19 protein-coding genes are annotated in these 16,116 nt (G+C 41.2%); 10 read left to right on the top strand and 9 right to left on the bottom strand.

The window, feature by feature from the left end; genetic code table 11:
• Positions 1 to 259 precede the first annotated feature (259 nt).
• Complete coding sequence (locus VF06_RS14010) at positions 260 to 2,527, top strand: glycoside hydrolase family 65 protein (protein WP_099066837.1); 2,268 nt, start codon at positions 260 to 262, stop codon at positions 2,525 to 2,527.
• Between the two features lie 372 nt (positions 2,528 to 2,899).
• Here the strand turns inward: VF06_RS14010 and VF06_RS40725 are convergent, their stop codons facing one another.
• Together VF06_RS40725 and VF06_RS14005 are read right to left on the bottom strand one after the other, a co-directional pair.
• Positions 2,900 to 3,070, bottom strand: a complete 171-nt coding sequence (locus VF06_RS40725; RefSeq protein WP_180267389.1) for a hypothetical protein — start codon at positions 3,068 to 3,070, stop codon at positions 2,900 to 2,902.
• Positions 3,071 to 3,794: 724 nt separating this feature from the next.
• A complete protein-coding gene (locus tag VF06_RS14005; RefSeq protein ID WP_244917995.1) occupies positions 3,795 to 4,241 on the bottom strand; it encodes a hypothetical protein in 447 nt (148 codons plus the stop codon).
• A 447-nt stretch (positions 4,242 to 4,688) separates the two neighbouring features.
• Here VF06_RS14005 and VF06_RS14000 point away from each other — a divergent pair, with 447 nt between their 5' ends.
• Together VF06_RS14000 and VF06_RS13995 are read left to right on the top strand one after the other, a co-directional pair.
• Entirely contained in the window at positions 4,689 to 5,492 is an 804-nt protein-coding gene (locus tag VF06_RS14000; protein ID WP_099066835.1) for a Uma2 family endonuclease, read from the top strand.
• A gap of 63 nt (positions 5,493 to 5,555) precedes the next feature.
• Complete coding sequence (locus VF06_RS13995; RefSeq protein WP_099066834.1) at positions 5,556 to 6,410, top strand: HIT family protein; 855 nt, start codon at positions 5,556 to 5,558, stop codon at positions 6,408 to 6,410.
• A gap of 59 nt (positions 6,411 to 6,469) precedes the next feature.
• On the opposite strand, the gene VF06_RS13990 is transcribed toward VF06_RS13995, so the two are convergent.
• Entirely contained in the window at positions 6,470 to 7,252 is a 783-nt protein-coding gene (locus VF06_RS13990) for a Uma2 family endonuclease (protein WP_099066833.1), read from the bottom strand.
• A 568-nt stretch (positions 7,253 to 7,820) separates the two neighbouring features.
• On the opposite strand from VF06_RS13990, the gene serA reads away from it, so the two are divergent.
• On the top strand, positions 7,821 to 9,401 hold the full coding sequence (serA, locus tag VF06_RS13985) for a phosphoglycerate dehydrogenase (RefSeq protein ID WP_099066832.1): 1,581 nt from the start codon (positions 7,821 to 7,823) through the stop codon (positions 9,399 to 9,401).
• A gap of 170 nt (positions 9,402 to 9,571) precedes the next feature.
• Entirely contained in the window at positions 9,572 to 10,492 is a 921-nt protein-coding gene (gene prmA / locus VF06_RS13980; RefSeq protein ID WP_099066831.1) for a 50S ribosomal protein L11 methyltransferase, read from the top strand.
• Positions 10,493 to 11,115: 623 nt separating this feature from the next.
• Here prmA and trxA read toward each other — a convergent pair.
• Positions 11,116 to 11,433: a thioredoxin gene (trxA, locus tag VF06_RS13975; protein WP_099066830.1), complete on the bottom strand. Its 318-nt coding sequence runs from the start codon at positions 11,431 to 11,433 to the stop codon at positions 11,116 to 11,118.
• A 399-nt stretch (positions 11,434 to 11,832) separates the two neighbouring features.
• On the opposite strand from trxA, the gene VF06_RS13970 reads away from it, so the two are divergent.
• From VF06_RS13970 to fabG, 3 genes are all read left to right on the top strand, one after another.
• Complete coding sequence (locus VF06_RS13970; protein ID WP_099066829.1) at positions 11,833 to 12,162, top strand: DUF433 domain-containing protein; 330 nt, start codon at positions 11,833 to 11,835, stop codon at positions 12,160 to 12,162.
• Complete coding sequence (locus VF06_RS13965; RefSeq protein ID WP_099066828.1) at positions 12,163 to 12,507, top strand: DUF5615 family PIN-like protein; 345 nt, start codon at positions 12,163 to 12,165, stop codon at positions 12,505 to 12,507.
• Positions 12,508 to 12,643: 136 nt separating this feature from the next.
• Positions 12,644 to 13,390 (top strand): 3-oxoacyl-[acyl-carrier-protein] reductase, encoded by a 747-nt coding sequence (gene fabG, locus VF06_RS13960; protein WP_099066827.1) that lies wholly within the window; start codon positions 12,644 to 12,646, stop codon positions 13,388 to 13,390.
• Positions 13,391 to 13,522: 132 nt separating this feature from the next.
• Here the strand turns inward: fabG and VF06_RS42640 are convergent, their stop codons facing one another.
• From VF06_RS42640 to VF06_RS13945, 4 genes are read right to left on the bottom strand one after another with little or no spacing between them, the layout of a single operon-like run.
• Positions 13,523 to 13,696, bottom strand: coding sequence for a type II toxin-antitoxin system VapC family toxin (locus VF06_RS42640; RefSeq protein WP_257207583.1), 174 nt, complete (start codon positions 13,694 to 13,696; stop codon positions 13,523 to 13,525).
• A 6-nt stretch (positions 13,697 to 13,702) separates the two neighbouring features.
• Positions 13,703 to 13,993, bottom strand: a complete 291-nt coding sequence (locus VF06_RS42635) for a hypothetical protein (protein ID WP_244917997.1) — start codon at positions 13,991 to 13,993, stop codon at positions 13,703 to 13,705.
• A complete protein-coding gene (locus VF06_RS13950; protein WP_099066826.1) occupies positions 13,981 to 14,235 on the bottom strand; it encodes a hypothetical protein in 255 nt (84 codons plus the stop codon). Before VF06_RS13950 ends, VF06_RS42635 begins: the two co-directional genes overlap by 13 nt.
• A gap of 29 nt (positions 14,236 to 14,264) precedes the next feature.
• Positions 14,265 to 14,501: a hypothetical protein gene (locus VF06_RS13945; RefSeq protein ID WP_099066825.1), complete on the bottom strand. Its 237-nt coding sequence runs from the start codon at positions 14,499 to 14,501 to the stop codon at positions 14,265 to 14,267.
• A gap of 318 nt (positions 14,502 to 14,819) precedes the next feature.
• Here VF06_RS13945 and VF06_RS13940 point away from each other — a divergent pair, with 318 nt between their 5' ends.
• Positions 14,820 to 15,065, top strand: a complete 246-nt coding sequence (locus VF06_RS13940; RefSeq protein WP_099066824.1) for an AbrB/MazE/SpoVT family DNA-binding domain-containing protein — start codon at positions 14,820 to 14,822, stop codon at positions 15,063 to 15,065.
• Positions 15,052 to 15,441 carry a type II toxin-antitoxin system VapC family toxin gene (locus tag VF06_RS13935; RefSeq protein ID WP_099066823.1) on the top strand — a complete coding sequence of 130 codons (390 nt, stop codon included), beginning with the start codon at positions 15,052 to 15,054 and terminating at the stop codon, positions 15,439 to 15,441. The genes VF06_RS13940 and VF06_RS13935 overlap by 14 nt, the downstream gene beginning before the upstream one ends.
• Positions 15,442 to 15,576: 135 nt before the next feature.
• Here VF06_RS13935 and VF06_RS42630 read toward each other — a convergent pair whose 3' ends face one another.
• Positions 15,577 to 16,116, bottom strand: a complete 540-nt coding sequence (locus VF06_RS42630; protein WP_479724679.1) for a PIN domain-containing protein — start codon at positions 16,114 to 16,116, stop codon at positions 15,577 to 15,579.

Genomic DNA, 16,116 nt, shown 5'->3' with positions numbered 1-16,116 from the left:
TATGAAACGTTACTGTTGTTAAGAATGTGGCTTTTTTGTGTTTAGCCTATATTGCAAGTGTAGATGCTAAAGACAAGGAATGAATCATTTGATATGGGACTCATACTTAATTTTTGCCAAGCTAAGTACACCTTTAATCCTTTTTATCAAATTTTCCTATCTACAAGTGATTCTCCAAATCAAATCCCGTTCCGATTATTAGTCCTGAGTGTATTTCATCCCGTCCACAGCCAGTCCCAAGATATAGGTTTTATTACTCATGCTCAACGTGTCCACTCAAAATTCTCAACAAAATCAGCAATTGATTGATACTAGTGATTGGAACGTTATTGAAACGGAATTCGATCCAACGCGGTTGCATCATAAAGAAACAGTTTTTACCCTTGCTAACGGCTATTTAGGAGTGCGAGGTAGTTTCGAGGAAGGGTATCCTCAGGATTCTTGTGCCACGCTGATTCATGGTGTTTATGATGATGTAAAAATTGCTCATACTGAACTTGTGAACTGTCCTAACTGGCTGCCATTGACACTCAAAGTGGCAGGTGAACGCTTTAGTATGGATAGTGGTGAAATTCTCAACTACGAACGTCGGCTTGATTTGCGTTTGGGTTTAGTTAGTCGTGATGTGCGCTGGCGTAGTCCTAGCGGTCATACTTTAGATTTTCACTTTCAGCGCTTCGCTAGTTTAGCAGATCGACATGTTTTAGCTATTCGTACTCAAATCACATCCGTAGACTTCGAGGGTGAAGTGACTGTGGAAGCGGGGTTTGATAGCGAACCACACACCCAAGGTGTTAGACATTGGCGAACGATAAATCAAGGTGGTGTAGATCGAATTATCTGGCTCAACAGTCAAACTTTGCACTCAGCGATTCAATTGGGAATGGTGGCTAAGTTAGTGGTCGAAGATGATGACACTACAGCTGTGGGTGTCGAAAATGTTTGCAGTTCTCCCACTTTGGCGACCTCCTTTGAGTTTTACCCAGGAAAAACGGTGGCTGTGGAAAAGATTGTCACTGTATTTACTTCACGGGAGACAGAACTCCCCATTGCCGCAGCCATAGAAAGGCTTGGTAGCGAACCAAGGTACGCGACTTTGTTGGCGGCTCACATTGCTGCATGGGAGCAAGTGTGGCAAGACAGTGACATTATTATTGGAGGCGATCGCCAAGCTCAATTAAGTGTCCGTTATAATCTATTCCAGTTACTAGCCGTCACACCCCGTAACGATGACCGAGTGAGCATTCCTCCCAAAAGCCTTTCCGGTTTTGCCTATAGCGGACACATCTTTTGGGATACAGAAATTTTCATGCTTCCCTTCCTCACCTACACTCAGCCCGCCTTAGCCCGGAACTTGCTCACCTACCGCTATCACACTTTACCAGGAGCTAGGCGCAAAGCCCAAGAAGCAGGTTATCAAGGAGCGATGTTTGCTTGGGAAAGTGCTGTTACTGGCGATGAAGTCACCCCGCGCTGGGTACCGACTCCCACAGGTGAATTAGTCCGTATTTGGTGTGGTGACATCGAAGTGCATATCAACGCAGATATCGCCTATGCAGCATTACACTACTGGCACACCACCAACGATGATGAATGGATACGGGATTACGGGGCCGAAATTATCCTGGATACGGCGGTTTTCTGGGAAAGTCGCGTACAGTGGAACCAAGAACGCCACAGCTATGACATTCTCGATGTAATTGGCCCTGACGAAAACCACGATCGCGTCGATAACAACGCCTTCACCAATCTCATGGTACAGTGGCATCTACAATCAGCTTTGGCACTGTGGGACTGGCTCAAGCAAGCATACCCCGAAACCTCAACCCAATTAGTGCAAAAACTCAACTTAACCACAGAACGTTTGCACCATTGGGCAGAAATCTCAGAGAATTTATTCGTGAATCAAGATGTAAAAACCGGCTTAATTGAGCAGTTTGAAGGATTTTTCCAGCTAGAAGACATTAACTTTGCTGATTACGAACCGCGTACTAAATCTCTGCAAGGCCTATTGGGAATTGAAGCCACAAGCCAAAAGCAGATTCTCAAACAACCAGATGTGTTAATGCTTTTGTTTTTACTGCGGGAGCGTTATGACTATAACACCCTTGCCGCTAATTGGGATTATTACAACCAACGTACAGACCACACCTACGGTTCATCACTCGGCCCAGCCATTCACGCCATTTTAGCTTGCGATTTGAATCAACCAACCGCAGCTTATACACATTTCATGCGATCGGCCTTGGTAGACTTAGAAGATGTCCGACTCAACGCAGGTGAAGGAATTCACGCCGCCAGTGCTGGAGGAGTTTGGCAAGCAGTGGTATTTGGATTTGGCGGTATCCGCATGACTCAGTTTGGCCCGGTGGCTTGTCCAAATCTTCCATCTCACTGGACGCGTTTGAAGTTTCGCCTGCAATGGCGTGATGAGTGGTATGACTTTGACCTGGGAGTTGAACAAGAAGCTAAAGTTCCCAGTTTGGTAGAAGAAACTGTGAACAGCTTGGTAGAAGTGGAAATTTAGGCAAAAAAGCTTAATTTCTCCCAGAGATTTGTGGTTCGTGGGTCGCAGTCTTGGCGGTTTGCGTCGTAGCTGAAACGCCTTTTTGTAGAGTATGCGCTCCCCGAACCAGTTCCACAGAATCATAACTAATTATACGGACATGATATGACGCGGGGACGTAAAGACGGGGAGACGCGGAGAGTTTTGAATTATCAGTAATTATCCGAACTTGATATAACTTGAAAATAGGGAGTAGGAGGAGCCATTCTAGTGGTCTGCCAACCCAAAAATTTGTGAGAGCTGGGGAAAGGGTAAGGGGAAAAGGGTAAGGGATTTAAAACCTTTCCCCTTTCCCCTTTACCCTTTAAAGAGCTAAGTTGACTTGGCGAACTACTAGAAGTAAAAGGGACGACCATACAAGGGACGGCCATACAAACCAGGGCCATACAAGCCACCAGAAAAACCACCGTAGGGGTAAAAACCGCCATAAAAACCCCCTGTTTGAACTTCCTGCTCTTCAGGAGATAGTTCCACAAGTAAATTAGATTGATCTTGCTCTGACATAATTGTTTACCTCAACTTGGTATAAATGTCTTACAATATATGTCTAAAAAACATAAGTTGTAATACCTATGTTTTTATTTATAAATATATCTTTTCGAGATTAAACTATCCTAAAGTTAGAAAGAAATTAGCTAAATATACTGCCTTGGATTAAATTAAAATTTCCTCTGAAGTATAATGAAAAATTTTTGTTGTATGCATAAGGCATATTATTGAAGAAGAATACAGAATTCAGAATTCAGAATTCAGCAATCTTTCAGTGAGGGATTCAGACCCGGCATTGATAGCGTAGCATCAGCGAGTCGCACAAAATACCTTTCCTGTATTCTGACGACTGATATCACGTCCGGTTGAAGACTTATCATTAAGACTGACATAAAGACGTGGAGACGCTCTTACGCGGAGAATTTTTTTGATAAGTGATTAGGCAGACATGATATAACGCATGTATTCTGTTTGATAAACTGATTGCATTAGCTTTTTTAAAAGAATTAACACAACCAAGGGAACAGGGAATGTAAAGTTGCAACAGATGAAATCTGACTTTTCATCTCTGTACAAAAACTAATGCTAAGCCTAACCCCTAAAAAGCTTGCTAACTAGGAAATAGAAGCGAGGTTTTGCCAATAAGAGCGAAAAGTCAGCTTTTAGAATGAATGGAAAAAGAGATTGTATTTGTCCTACCATCAAGTAGAACCAAGCTTAATAAATCAACGCTGAGCCATTAATAACGATTCCAGTAGCGATCGCGTTCATAGCGACGGCGATCGTTACGGATGTTACGAAAGTCGCCATCTCGGTCATAACGGCGATTGTCCCGGTCATAACGGCGATTGTCCCGGTCATAACGGCGATTGTCCCGGTCATAACGGCGATTATCTCGGTCATAACGGCGATTGTCCCGGTCGTAACGGCGATTATCCCGGTCATAACGGCGATTATCCCGGTCATAACGACGGCCATCGTCACGAATGTTGCGAAAATCGCGATCGCGGTAATCATCACCACGTCTGTAGTTACGACTCTGAAGCTCATAGTTAGCATCATCATTTTGATGATAGCTATGGTTATCCAACTCAACAATATAAGAGGCATCAGCTTTAGGAGAAATAGCCAAAGCTGAAGCAGAAGCTATCAAGCCTGCGAGAAAAATAGAGACAAAGCGGCTCATAATCTCAGGGGAAAGTTGTTAATAGTAATTTATGCAAGTCCAGTCTGTTTACAAACAGCAGATTCCACAAGTCTTTAAATCAATACTATCAATATTGCATCAAGAATAAAAGTTTGATTCGGTGCAATGATGAAGACAAGTTTTGTTGTCTGTGATAATTTATAACTAATTTAGGTATTTCCTACCAATATATGGGAATCCGCTTTGATTCCTTCTTACCTATTCCCTATTCTCTGTTAAGAGTTCCCTCCCTATGGCGCTTGCGCTGCGCGAACGCGCACCACGCAAATAATTTCAGATATCAAATCAGATTCCTATAGTTACACTTTAGTTTAATGAAATAATTTAATACTTTATATTTCTACAAATATTAGAACTATTTTAGATGTGGTATGTTAAACAAACCTAATAACTGATAATTTTTAAATTAATATTAGGAGTCGTTTTATGGTTCTACAAATTCAGCCCGCCCAAAAAGAACCAATTGTGACTTGGGAAGCACTCCCAGCCGATTTTATTTTACCTGACGATCCTGTGGAAAATATTCAACAACCAATTCTTGCTGCGGCGCTTACCGATGCTTTGGGAACCGCAGGACGCATTCAACCGCAAATGTTAATTGGCTCTAATTTTGGACTTGTCGCCACAGTCAATAAAAAAATCGTCGTTAAAGCCCCAGACTGGTTTTATGTACCTCAAGTACACCCTGTAGCTGCTGATGTAATTCGCCGTAGCTATACCCAGAATTTAGAAGGTGGTGCTGTTGCTGTGGTGATGGAATTTCTCTCAGACACAGAAGGCGGAGAACTTTCGATTCGCTCAACTCCACCTTATGGTAAACTTTATTTCTACGAACGCATTCTTAAGGTTCCAACTTACGTAACCTACGATCCTTACGAACCCAGTTTAGAAGTACGCTGCTTGCAAAATGGGCGATATACTTTGCAGCAAGGAGACAGCAATGGACGCTTTCGGGTTCCTGAGTTAGATTTATTCCTGGGAATTTGGTATGGCGAAAGACTTTGCCAAACTACAAATTGGCTGCGCTGGTGGGATACAGAAGGAAATTTGCTGTTGTGGAGTAGCGAACAAGCCGAACAAGAACGCCAACGTGCTGAACAGGAACGCCAACGTGCTGAACAGGAACGCCAACGTGCTGAACAGGAACGCCAACGTGCTGAACAGGAACGCCAACGTGCTGATATATTAGCAGCAAGGTTACGCGAATTAGGTATTGACCCTGATGCGTAGACATCGCATAACTTCAAGAAATGCTGGGAATAATAATTTTGGGACATCTGCACCAAAATTATTATGAAACAGCAAAAAAATCAATTCAGTCATTTGACTGCAATGGAAAGAAATTATCTATCATTCCCAGCACAGTTTTTATTAAATCAAAACCTATTACAAGGCAAAATACTAGACTTTGGTTGTGGCTTTGGTAATGATGTGAAAATATTACGCCAAAAAGGTTGTGATATTACAGGTTATGACCCCTATTATTTCCCAGAATATCCTCAGAATAAATTTGATACCATAATTTGCTTTTATGTTTTAAATGTTTTGTTTGTGGAAGAACAAGCTAATATTCTGATGCAAGTTTCACACTTATTACAATCCGGAGGTAAAGCTTATTACGCTGTGAGAAGAGAAATCAAAAAAGAAGGTTTCCGCGAACATTATATTCACCAAAAACCTACATATCAATGTATTGTCAAACTTCCTTTTTCTTCACTTTATTTAGATGAACATCGAGAACTTTATGAATATATTCACTATAATCATCAGCAACATTCATCTAATTGTTGTATATTTTGTAATCCCCGTAAAAATCTCAAATTCTTAACTGAATCAGCCACCGCTTATGCTATATTTGATGCCTATCCTATAAGTAAAGGACATGTTTTAGTTATTCCTAAACGTCATACGAGTAATTATTTTGAGCTATCATTTAAAGAACAATCTGCTTGCTGGTTGATGGTAAATAAAGTCCAAGAAATTCTCAAAACAGAATTTCAGCCTGATGGCTTTAATGTAGGAATGAATATTAATCGAGAAGCAGGTCAAAATATTATGCACGCTAGTATTCATATCATCCCTCGTTACAAAGGTGATACTGTTTCTCATAAAAGTGGAATTAGAAGCGTTATTCCTAAAAAGCAATAGTTTTTCTTGACTGGCAGCTTTTAGTAGTAAATTTGTTGAAAACATTTTCAAATATTTAGCTAACCTAAATTATCCGGATCTATTCCCAGCACTCTTAATTGTTCTGCCAATTGTTGAACGCGTTGTTCTGCAATTTCAGCGCGTTGTGCTTCCTGTTGAGCGCGTTGTGCTTCTTGTTGAGCGCGTTGTGCTTCCTGTTGAGCGCGTTGTGCTTCCTGTTGAGCGCGTTCTACTTCTTGTTTAATTTGTTCTGCTGGTGTGGGATAGCGTTTTCCAGCCTCATCATACCAATACATCCATTCCCGCGTTACTCCCGAATAATTGCCCCTTTCACAACCAATTCCTAAACCAATTTCTGGTAGCCAAACAGGGTTACCCTGCTGTAATTCATACTTACCATTAACTAACTTATGTACTTCCAGGCGTGGTTTGCGGCGGCGGCGAGAAGAATAAATGACGTAGTAAAGTACACCCAATGCTGCATATTCATCCAATTTTGTACTATATTCTTTGCGATAATTTTGGGAAACAACTTCTAATACTAAAATCGGTAGAACGTTTTCATCCCACAGCACATAACTAGGGCGTAGTTCCTCATCATAAAACCTTTCTACTCCTAAGCTCAAAAACCCATCTGGCACGATCGCAGGTTTATCGGGGTGATAATAAATACCCATATCTATGCCAAAGAACCAGTCCATGCGTTCTGCCCAAAGTATTAGCAGTATCGCCTTAAGCAAACCTGGTATCAATTCTTGTAGTTCATTATCCACAGGGGTTTCATCAGAGTCCGGTAGTTCCTCGGCTGAGGGCAAGTACCTTGGCAAGTTGTACTCTAACATAGTTGGTTTTCCCAAAACTCAAATGATACTTGGTTTTTTGCCTCACCAGAATTATAGCGATTTCCAGTGCAAGACATGTTCTCACAAATCAATAGGAGCGATCGCAATACGGTTAGGATAAGCAGTATGAACTTGCCTTGTGGTCTGAGAAAAGGTTAAGGGGTAAGGGGATTTGGATGTATTTGAAACCTTTCCCCTTTCCCCTTTTCCCTTTTCCCGAACCGTATTGGAAGCGATCGCAATATGGTTCGGATAAGCAGTATGAACATTCCGCAAACTTGCTGAAGCAGGCAAAATTTTTGGTAACTCTTAACTATTGATAAATATATCGAGTTCTATGCCATTGATGCTTTATATTTAGCGACAGGGTAGTGCAAACACCCACTCATGTACAAACACTAGGAGGCAGCAGCCATCACCACAAGCAACTAGCGCTCCCGTATCACCACAGAGTGTAACTCAAGGTTAAGTTGATATTAAAACGGATAATTTTTGCTGAATTGCGACAGATAAAGACTAAACTAAAAAGTCTTGTGCAGCAAAACCTGTAGCTTTAAATAAACTAATCATGTCTAAGGTTCTTGTCTCTGATTCCATTGACCCAGCTGGAATTGACATTCTCTCCCAAGTTGCTACTGTTGATGTCAAAACAGGTCTAAAACCAGCAGAACTAATAGAAATTATTGGAGAGTACGACGCGCTAATGATTCGTTCTGGTACGCGCGTCACCCAAGAAATTATTGAAGCCGGTACGCAACTAAAAATCATCGGTCGTGCCGGTGTGGGTGTGGATAATGTGGATGTTCCCGCCGCCACACGCCGAGGAATTGTGGTAGTTAATTCTCCAGAAGGAAACACCATCGCTGCTGCTGAACACGCTGTAGCAATGATTTTAGCTTTGTCTCGCCATATCCCCGATGCTAATGCTTCGGTGAAACGGGGTGCATGGGATCGCAATAGCTTTATCGGCGCAGAAGTTTACAAAAAAACCCTTGGTATTGTCGGTTTGGGTAAAATTGGTTCCCATGTGGCCGCTGTGGCTAAGGCAATGGGGATGAAATTACTAGCCTACGACCCCTTTATCTCCACAGAAAGAGCCGAACAAATTGGCTGTCAGTTGGTAGAACTGGATTTACTCTTCCAGCAAGCAGATTATATCACCCTACACATCCCAAAAACCCCAGAAACTACCCACTTAATCAATGCCGTAACCTTGGCAAAGATGAAACCCACAGTCAGGATCGTCAACTGCGCTCGTGGTGGAATCATTGAAGAAACAGCTTTAGCAGCAGCCATCAAAGCTGGTAAAATTGCAGGTGCAGCCTTGGATGTGTTCGAGTCAGAACCATTGGGTGAATCGGAATTGCGATCGCTAGGCAAGGAAGTCATCCTCACCCCCCACTTGGGAGCATCCACCACAGAAGCCCAAGTCAATGTAGCCATTGATGTCGCCGAACAAATTCGGGATGTACTCTTAGGACTACCCGCACGTTCCGCCGTCAACATCCCCGGACTCGGCCCCGATGTTTTAGAAGAACTCAAACCCTACATGCAACTAGCAGAAACTCTAGGTAATCTGGTGGGACAGCTAGCCGGTGGACGAGTAGAAGTATTGAATGTGCGCCTCCAAGGCGAACTTGCAACCAATAAAAGTCAGCCTTTGGTAGTAGCTGCCCTCAAAGGACTACTTTATCAAGCTTTGCGGGAACGGGTAAATTACGTCAATGCCAGCATCGAAGCCAAAGAACGAGGTATTCGCGTCATTGAAACCCGCGATGCTTCCATTAGAGATTATGCCGGTACCCTACATCTAGAAGCCACTGGTACTTTGGGTACTCATTCTGTCACTGGTGCATTGTTGGGCGAGAAAGAAATCCATCTCACCGATGTTGACGGTTTCCCCATTAATGTCCCACCCAGTAAATATATGCTGTTTACCCTACACCGCGATATGCCAGGGATTATCGGTAAACTCGGTTCCCTGCTTGGCAGTTTCAATGTGAATATTGCCAGTATGCAAGTCGGTCGAAAAATCGTCCGTGGCGATGCAGTCATGGCTCTGAGTATAGATGACCCTTTACCTGAGGGCATCTTAGATGAGATTATTAAAGTCCCTGGCATTCGGGACGCTTATACAGTAACACTTTAATTTTAGATTTTGAGATTTTGCGGAAAGTCTGAGCGGCGGCTTCCGCCGCTCAGAACTTTCCAAGAGGGATTTTGGATTGGTAATGGATAATTGCTCATTGTTTTTACCATTGACCATTAACTGTTACCAATTCCCTAATCTAAAATCTAAAATCTAAAATCTAAAATTATATGGCAAACACTTGGTGGGAACTACAAATTTTATGCGAACCAGACCTAGAAGATTCTATCTTTTGGCGGCTGGAAGACTTTGGCTGTCGTGGTATGGCTAGTGAAAGCAAAGGAAATTCCTCTTTAATTAGGAGTTATTTGCCGACAATTCAAACACAATTACTAGATTTGGCTGCACTATCATTGCGGCTGCGTCAAGATGCACTTTGTGTAGGGCTTTCATCTCCCAGCCTGCGCTGGGAATTGATTGATGAAGAAGATTGGGCCACTAGCTGGAAGCAATATTGGCAACCCCAAGAAATTGGCGATCGCTTTTTGATTAACCCCGCTTGGCTACCATTACCAGAAACAACCGAACGCTTAGTCATTCGTCTCGATCCTGGTGTAGCATTTGGCACAGGAAATCATGCCACGACTCAGTTGTGTTTAGAATCGTTAGAAATGCGTCTGAGTCAAGTACCACAATCTTTTGTCAGCACTGATAGCAAACAAGAACATACGGTAATCGCTGATATTGGTTGCGGTTCTGGTATCCTTGGCATCGGAGCGCTGCTACTGGGAGCAGAGAAAGTTTATGCAGTGGATACTGACCCCTTGGCGGTGCAGTCAACTATCAGCAATCGTACTTTGAATGAAATTAGCCCAGAACGTTTAATACCTGCACAGGGAAGTATAGACGTTTTGACAAAATTGCTGGAAAATCCAGTAGACGGTATTGTTTGCAATATTTTGGCTAATGTGATTATTGAGTTGGTTCCAGAAATGAGTGCGATCGCTAAGCCTAACACTTGGGCTATCTTCAGCGGTATTTTACTCGAACAATCCAAAGCTGTAGCCGATGCTTTAGAAAAACATGACTGGGTAGTCGCTACTCTCTGGAAACGCAAAGAATGGTGTTGTTTGAATGTCAGACGTTCTTAAGCAAAGAAACTCAACAGCAAACATTACAGCACTCAAAACTGCTGTCAACAATCGAAACTATTGTCCAATTAGCAAACAACCTAATTGTTTCTTTTACCAGAGTCACGAGTTTTAGTTGAAAATTGGTACTTTTGGATCACTTGCTCAATCTTGGAAGTCACTATATTTATTCTATTTTTCACCTTATCAAAATCAATATTCACCCAAATATAAGATTTATTGGGCATTTGTGGCTTGTTATCCATAATTTGCCTCACTTGTCAAAAAAAATTATTATTTCTACACAATATAGTTCTCTTAATGTTTAGGCTACTTTCTCAAGACATATAAGTAGATATGCTTAATGTTTGCTTAAGATTTCACTTGCTAGTAGTTCAATCAAATGGCGATTCTTCCAGTAGGGCGACGGTACTAAGCGCTTATTAATTCGGTAAAATAACCTGAATTCGACAGATTCCAAAAACCTCCTCGAAATCTCTTACCAAAGCGGGAAGAGGCTTAACAACTCTAATTATTTGATATAAGATAACAATCTAAAATCTCAAATCCAAAATAGGATGAAAAGCTAAAAAAGACGCGAAATCTCGCGCCTTTGGGAACTAACATCAAATTCTCAATTTAATTTAAACAAATGTTTTTAGATGTTCCACTAACTGCGCTGCTTGTCTAACACCTTCAATTCGCTCCACAGGCTGACCCTTCTTGAATAAGACTAGGGTTGGTAGGGCATAAATTTGATACTGAGTAGCCAATTGCGTGTATTTTTCCGTGTCAATTTTCACAATTCGCAGACGATCCTTGAGTTGGGCATTCACTTGTTCTAAAATTGGCACCATCATCTGGCATGGCCCGCACCATTCAGCGTAAAAATCTACCAATACGGGCACATCAGAATCAGACAGCATTTCTTCAAAGCTGTTAAATTGTTTTTTAGTTGCCATGTGATACACACCGCTTTTCAATTGTTTGTTTCAATGGTAATTCTTAGAATATAAAATCGGTATATGTTTATGATTTTTTCTCACGAAAAGATTACATTAATCAATATGGACTAGTTAGTTAGGAAAAATATTAAATAATTCTAATAAAATAGAAGAATTTTATTATTTTGTGCATACCAGTTCAATGTCTATTTGAACTGATTTTAACTAACTGAATAATTATACAGAATTTAATGAGATTGATGTCTACACAGTTGGCAGTTTATACAATCTGGTGATGTCTACTCTACAACAAGCTAACCTACGCAGCTATAATTGAACCAACAATAAATATATTGTTCAACGTTATCAATTCATTAGCAAATAAATAAGTATAGATAGTTAATTTTTACGAAAATTATGATCTTCAAAGAATTAGAAGCTAAATTACTCAAATTAACACCAGCCGAAAAAGCTAAAATTATTAACATTCTTTCCCAAAGCCTTGCTAATCATTGGGAGGGCATCGAGAAAACACCAGAAATATGTAGTGGAAAAGCCTGCATTATTAACACTCGTATCCCCGTTTGGGGATTAGTCCATGCTCGTAATTTAGGATATAGTGAAACAGATATACTGAGTAATTATCCAAGTTTATCAGCAACAGATTTAGCAAATGCTTGGGCCTATGCAGAGGCATTTAATGAGGAAATTGCACAGGATATTAAAGAAAATGAGGAAGCAGAATAAATGGCACGTCTCTACGCAGATGAACATTTTCCTCGTGCGGTGGTAGAAATTCTGCGCTCATTAGGACATGATATTTTAACAGTACAGGAAGCAGGAAAAGCGAATCATAAGATTCCTGATTTGCAAGTGTTAGAATTTGCTACTCAGGAAGAACGTGCTATCTTAACTCTTAATCGTACAGATTTCCTAAAATTACATTATAATCATCCAGATCATAGTGGTATTATTATTTGCCGAGACGATCGTAACTGGGAAAATTTTGCTAATCGTATACACCAAGTTATTACTCAATTTGAAAGCTTCAAAGGACAGTTAATTCATGTTAATCGAGTTATATCTAGCTAATTAGTTATCCAAATTGCATCATCCTAGTAAGATTATCGCCGCCCAATAGTAAGATTTTATCCAAACAATATTTCAGATGTTCCCTAAATCGCCATAAGATAATTAGCGCGGTATTCTGAAGATTGAGGGACATTAAATGACACTATTAAAAGATAAAGTCGCAATTGTCACAGGTGCTTCGCGGGGAATTGGACGAGCGATCGCCATCGAATTAGCCACACAAGGAGCCATCGTAGTTGTTAATTATGCCAGTTCCAGTGCAGCAGCGGAGGCAGTTGTTACAGAAATTACCACAGCCGGAGGCCAGGCGATCGCTCTCCAAGCAGACGTTTCCAAAGTCGAGGAAGTAGACGCGCTAGTTAACGCCGTCATGGAAAAGTTTAAGCGTGTGGATATCTTAGTCAACAACGCAGGTATTACCCGCGATACGCTGCTTTTGCGCTTGAAGCCAGAAGATTGGCAAGCCGTCATCGACCTCAATTTAACTGGTGTGTTCTTATGTACTCGTGCAGTCAGTAAAATCATGCTCAAACAGCGATCGGGGCGGATTGTCAGCATTACCTCCGTTGCTGGACAAATGGGCAACCCAGGTCAGGCAAACTACAGCGCCGCCAAAGCAGGTGTAATTGGTTTTACCAAAACCGTTGCCAAAGAACTTGCATCTCGTGGCATTACCGTTAACGCCGTCGCCCCTGGTTTCATAGCCACCGACATGACTAGCGACCTTAACAACACCGAAGATATTCTCAAATTCATCCCCCTCAGTCGCTTTGGTCAACCAGAAGAAGTCGCTGGGATGGTGCGGTTCCTCGCCGCCGACCCCGCCGCCGCCTACATCACCGGACAAGTTTTTAATGTTGATGGTGGGATGGTAATGGCGTGAAAACAGACGCGATAAATCGCGTTTGTACAATACTTTGCAACTAATAAATCGCTTGTAGGGGCGTACAGCTGTACGCCCGTGCCAACGTATTTGTAACTCGAAATGTCGAGTTTGGAAGATAAAAGCGATCGCTCATGATGTCAGCACCTCATCTAGAATCACAACGGGCAAGTTTGTGACTGTCCTCAGTTGCCGATCGTTGGTGAGAAACTGAGTACAGCCAGATGTTGTAGCTGTCGCAATATGAATGGCATCAGGTGTTCTCAAAGAAGGTGTGCTTGCGCGTAGCCTTGCTGCTTCACGCAAAATGGTCTAACTAATGGAAATCAACTGCATTTGAGGCGATTCTCGTTCCGAGACACTTCGTGAACGCAGTAATCGCTCATAGACATCAACCAGAAATGTATCCGAGTTTCTCAGTGGCACAACTAAGGTTTCCATCAGAGTTAGTTCGCTGCTTAAGACTTCAAGAGTTCTCGCCTGAAGACTATTCCATAAGGGATTCAACAACACCCCATAAGTTGGGGTCTGTTCGACAGCGTAAATAACTGTTACCGTATCAACGTATACACGAGCCGCATTTGGCAGAATTAGTTGTCCCATGCATCTCGTTCTGCTTGGAGATCTTGATTGATTTCTTCTACACTTCTGCCAACAGGACGCTGTTTGTGGATTTCTTCAAGCAGGTGCATAATCGATTGTCCTTCCAGTGTCGTTTTTTGTGGTATCAGGACAATTACCTCAATAGTTTGTCCTACAGAGGTTGAGAGTGTATCATCAGGCAAGGTGATTTCAATTTTGTTGCCTGGTAACACTTTAGTTTCAATGCGTAATGCTGATTGCATCAAGCCTTCTCCTGATTAAAAGGTCATTACTACTCGTACAAAATATTGTCTATGAATTCTTCTCGCTCTTGTTCGGTCATAATATCCCAATTAAGACCGCGTGTTGTACTCAAAGAGCGGATTTGTAGCTCTCCGTAATCAAGTCTATTTTGCCACCAACTATCTTGCTCTGCTTTGATGGCTTGCAATATCATACGCTGCTCTGGAATTGCTAGTTGCTTCACCAGTGTTATGACTTGCTCAACATTGAGATTAAGGGTTGCCATCTCTATAGCGCCTCAAGTGTGGAAATTTAAGGCTATTTTAACTGAATTAAAGCGATCGCTTCCATCCAAGCAAACCAATGGCACTCTACACAATGACACTGATGCAGTTAGGGTTTTACCTAAAAGGCGATGATTTACAATCTAAATAAAAGCGATGTCTTTGACGGGCTACGCATACTTAAATGTTGCAATATAGCCGTTAAAAGTTGGATGCAATACAAATATGCTGAATTATTCTACAATTTAAGTCGAGCGATCGCTGTGTTCATTTGTTAAGAAACGTTATATTTAAGTAAATAATTTATGTAAGGAAACGTAATGGCTAGCGTCACCATCACCACCAAAGGAGAAGTAATTATTCCTAAAGAAATTCGGGATTATCTTAATCTTGATATAGGTAGTAAGGTTGATTTTGTCATTGATGAAAATGGGACAGTTAAACTAATTCCACTCAATGTTCCTGTTCAAAGTTTGTCTGGCATTTTACATCGTCCGGCAATGAAAAGTGCGACTTTAGAAGAAATGGAAGCAGCAATCCAAGAAGGCGCAAGTGATTGGAGTTGATACAAATATTTTAGTGCGATACCTCACAAAAGATGATGAAAAGCAGTGGAAACAGGCTGCCCAAATCATTGAAGCAGGAGAGCAATGTTTTATAGCGAATATAGTTCTTTGCGAACTGGTTTGGGTTTTACGGGGAAAGCCATATCAATTTAGCAGGGAAGAAATTAGCAACACTATAGAATTAATGTTGCAATGTTCCGTGTTTGAGTTAGAAAATCGCTCTTTAGTTTATCAAGCATTACAGCGATTTAAGCAGGGAAAGGCAGATTTATCCGACTATTTAATCGGCGCAATTGCTCAACATAATGGTTGTAGTTCAACAGTAAGTTTTGACGGAAAGTTAAGAAGCGAACAGGGATATGATTTACTTGAATAATGCTTATTTTGGAATAAGCGATCGCTCTGCATTATCAACAAAAACATAAAAGCCCCATATCATTCTACAATTTAGGTAGAGCGATGTCTTCCACGGGCTACGCCTACGCCATCTGATAGATCTCTAATTTTATGGCTATGGGTTTGATTCTGGAGATTGTTTATTACCCTTATCTTGAAAATCTTTAATTTTGGCATATAAACTAGCAACTGTTTCTTCAGCAAACAGTTTTTCTTTAAATTGCAAATAGTCGCCTTCACTTAGTTTACAGGCTGCCCAAAATTTCATTACTTTCGATGGTTCTAAATGGGTGAGTAAAACCTGTATTACTTCTTGTAAATTTTCTTGTTCATTAATTACTTTAATTTTCATTTTGTACCTCAAAGACAAAATATCTGTGTTTAACTCGATTGCCAAGGCAATAGCTTCTGATTCTCCTTTACCCAAGCGTTGATTTAAACTATTGACAAGGGTTATTAACTTGGATGCTCTGATTTGAAGATTACCAGAGTCAATCAGAGCTTGAATAGTTTGGCTAGATGGATCTGATTTAGCTTTGATTTCATCTGCAACGAATTGAGGAATGTAGAAATCATCAGGAGATTCAACAAACTGATTCAAATAGTTTAATTTTGACAAAAAAATCAGGGGTGATGAATTAAGAATAATCTGCAT

It is taken from the genome of Nostoc linckia z4, assembly GCF_002608075.1.
Taxonomy (GTDB): Bacteria; Cyanobacteriota; Cyanobacteriia; order Cyanobacteriales; family Nostocaceae; genus Nostoc; species Nostoc linckia.
Note: the sequence above shows the minus strand (reverse complement) of the source record. Positions and strands in the feature narration are given on the sequence as shown.

Excerpts from the sequence above, each read along its gene's own strand:
- VF06_RS14010 (WP_099066837.1), top strand. The coding sequence starts at position 260 with ATGCTCAACGTGTCCACTCAAAATTCTCAACAAAATCAGCAATTGATT.
- VF06_RS40725 (WP_180267389.1), bottom strand. The coding sequence starts at position 3,070 with ATGTCAGAGCAAGATCAATCTAATTTACTTGTGGAACTATCTCCTGAA.
- VF06_RS14005 (WP_244917995.1), bottom strand. The coding sequence starts at position 4,241 with ATGAGCCGCTTTGTCTCTATTTTTCTCGCAGGCTTGATAGCTTCTGCT.
- VF06_RS14000 (WP_099066835.1), top strand. The coding sequence starts at position 4,689 with ATGGTTCTACAAATTCAGCCCGCCCAAAAAGAACCAATTGTGACTTGG.
- VF06_RS13995 (WP_099066834.1), top strand. The coding sequence starts at position 5,556 with ATGAAACAGCAAAAAAATCAATTCAGTCATTTGACTGCAATGGAAAGA.
- VF06_RS13990 (WP_099066833.1), bottom strand. The coding sequence starts at position 7,252 with ATGTTAGAGTACAACTTGCCAAGGTACTTGCCCTCAGCCGAGGAACTA.
- serA (WP_099066832.1), top strand. The coding sequence starts at position 7,821 with ATGTCTAAGGTTCTTGTCTCTGATTCCATTGACCCAGCTGGAATTGAC.
- prmA (WP_099066831.1), top strand. The coding sequence starts at position 9,572 with ATGGCAAACACTTGGTGGGAACTACAAATTTTATGCGAACCAGACCTA.
- trxA (WP_099066830.1), bottom strand. The coding sequence starts at position 11,433 with ATGGCAACTAAAAAACAATTTAACAGCTTTGAAGAAATGCTGTCTGAT.
- VF06_RS13970 (WP_099066829.1), top strand. The coding sequence starts at position 11,833 with ATGATCTTCAAAGAATTAGAAGCTAAATTACTCAAATTAACACCAGCC.
- VF06_RS13965 (WP_099066828.1), top strand. The coding sequence starts at position 12,163 with ATGGCACGTCTCTACGCAGATGAACATTTTCCTCGTGCGGTGGTAGAA.
- fabG (WP_099066827.1), top strand. The coding sequence starts at position 12,644 with ATGACACTATTAAAAGATAAAGTCGCAATTGTCACAGGTGCTTCGCGG.
- VF06_RS42635 (WP_244917997.1), bottom strand. The coding sequence starts at position 13,993 with ATGGGACAACTAATTCTGCCAAATGCGGCTCGTGTATACGTTGATACG.
- VF06_RS13950 (WP_099066826.1), bottom strand. The coding sequence starts at position 14,235 with ATGCAATCAGCATTACGCATTGAAACTAAAGTGTTACCAGGCAACAAA.
- VF06_RS13945 (WP_099066825.1), bottom strand. The coding sequence starts at position 14,501 with ATGGCAACCCTTAATCTCAATGTTGAGCAAGTCATAACACTGGTGAAG.
- VF06_RS13940 (WP_099066824.1), top strand. The coding sequence starts at position 14,820 with ATGGCTAGCGTCACCATCACCACCAAAGGAGAAGTAATTATTCCTAAA.
- VF06_RS42630 (WP_479724679.1), bottom strand. The coding sequence starts at position 16,116 with ATGCAGATTATTCTTAATTCATCACCCCTGATTTTTTTGTCAAAATTA.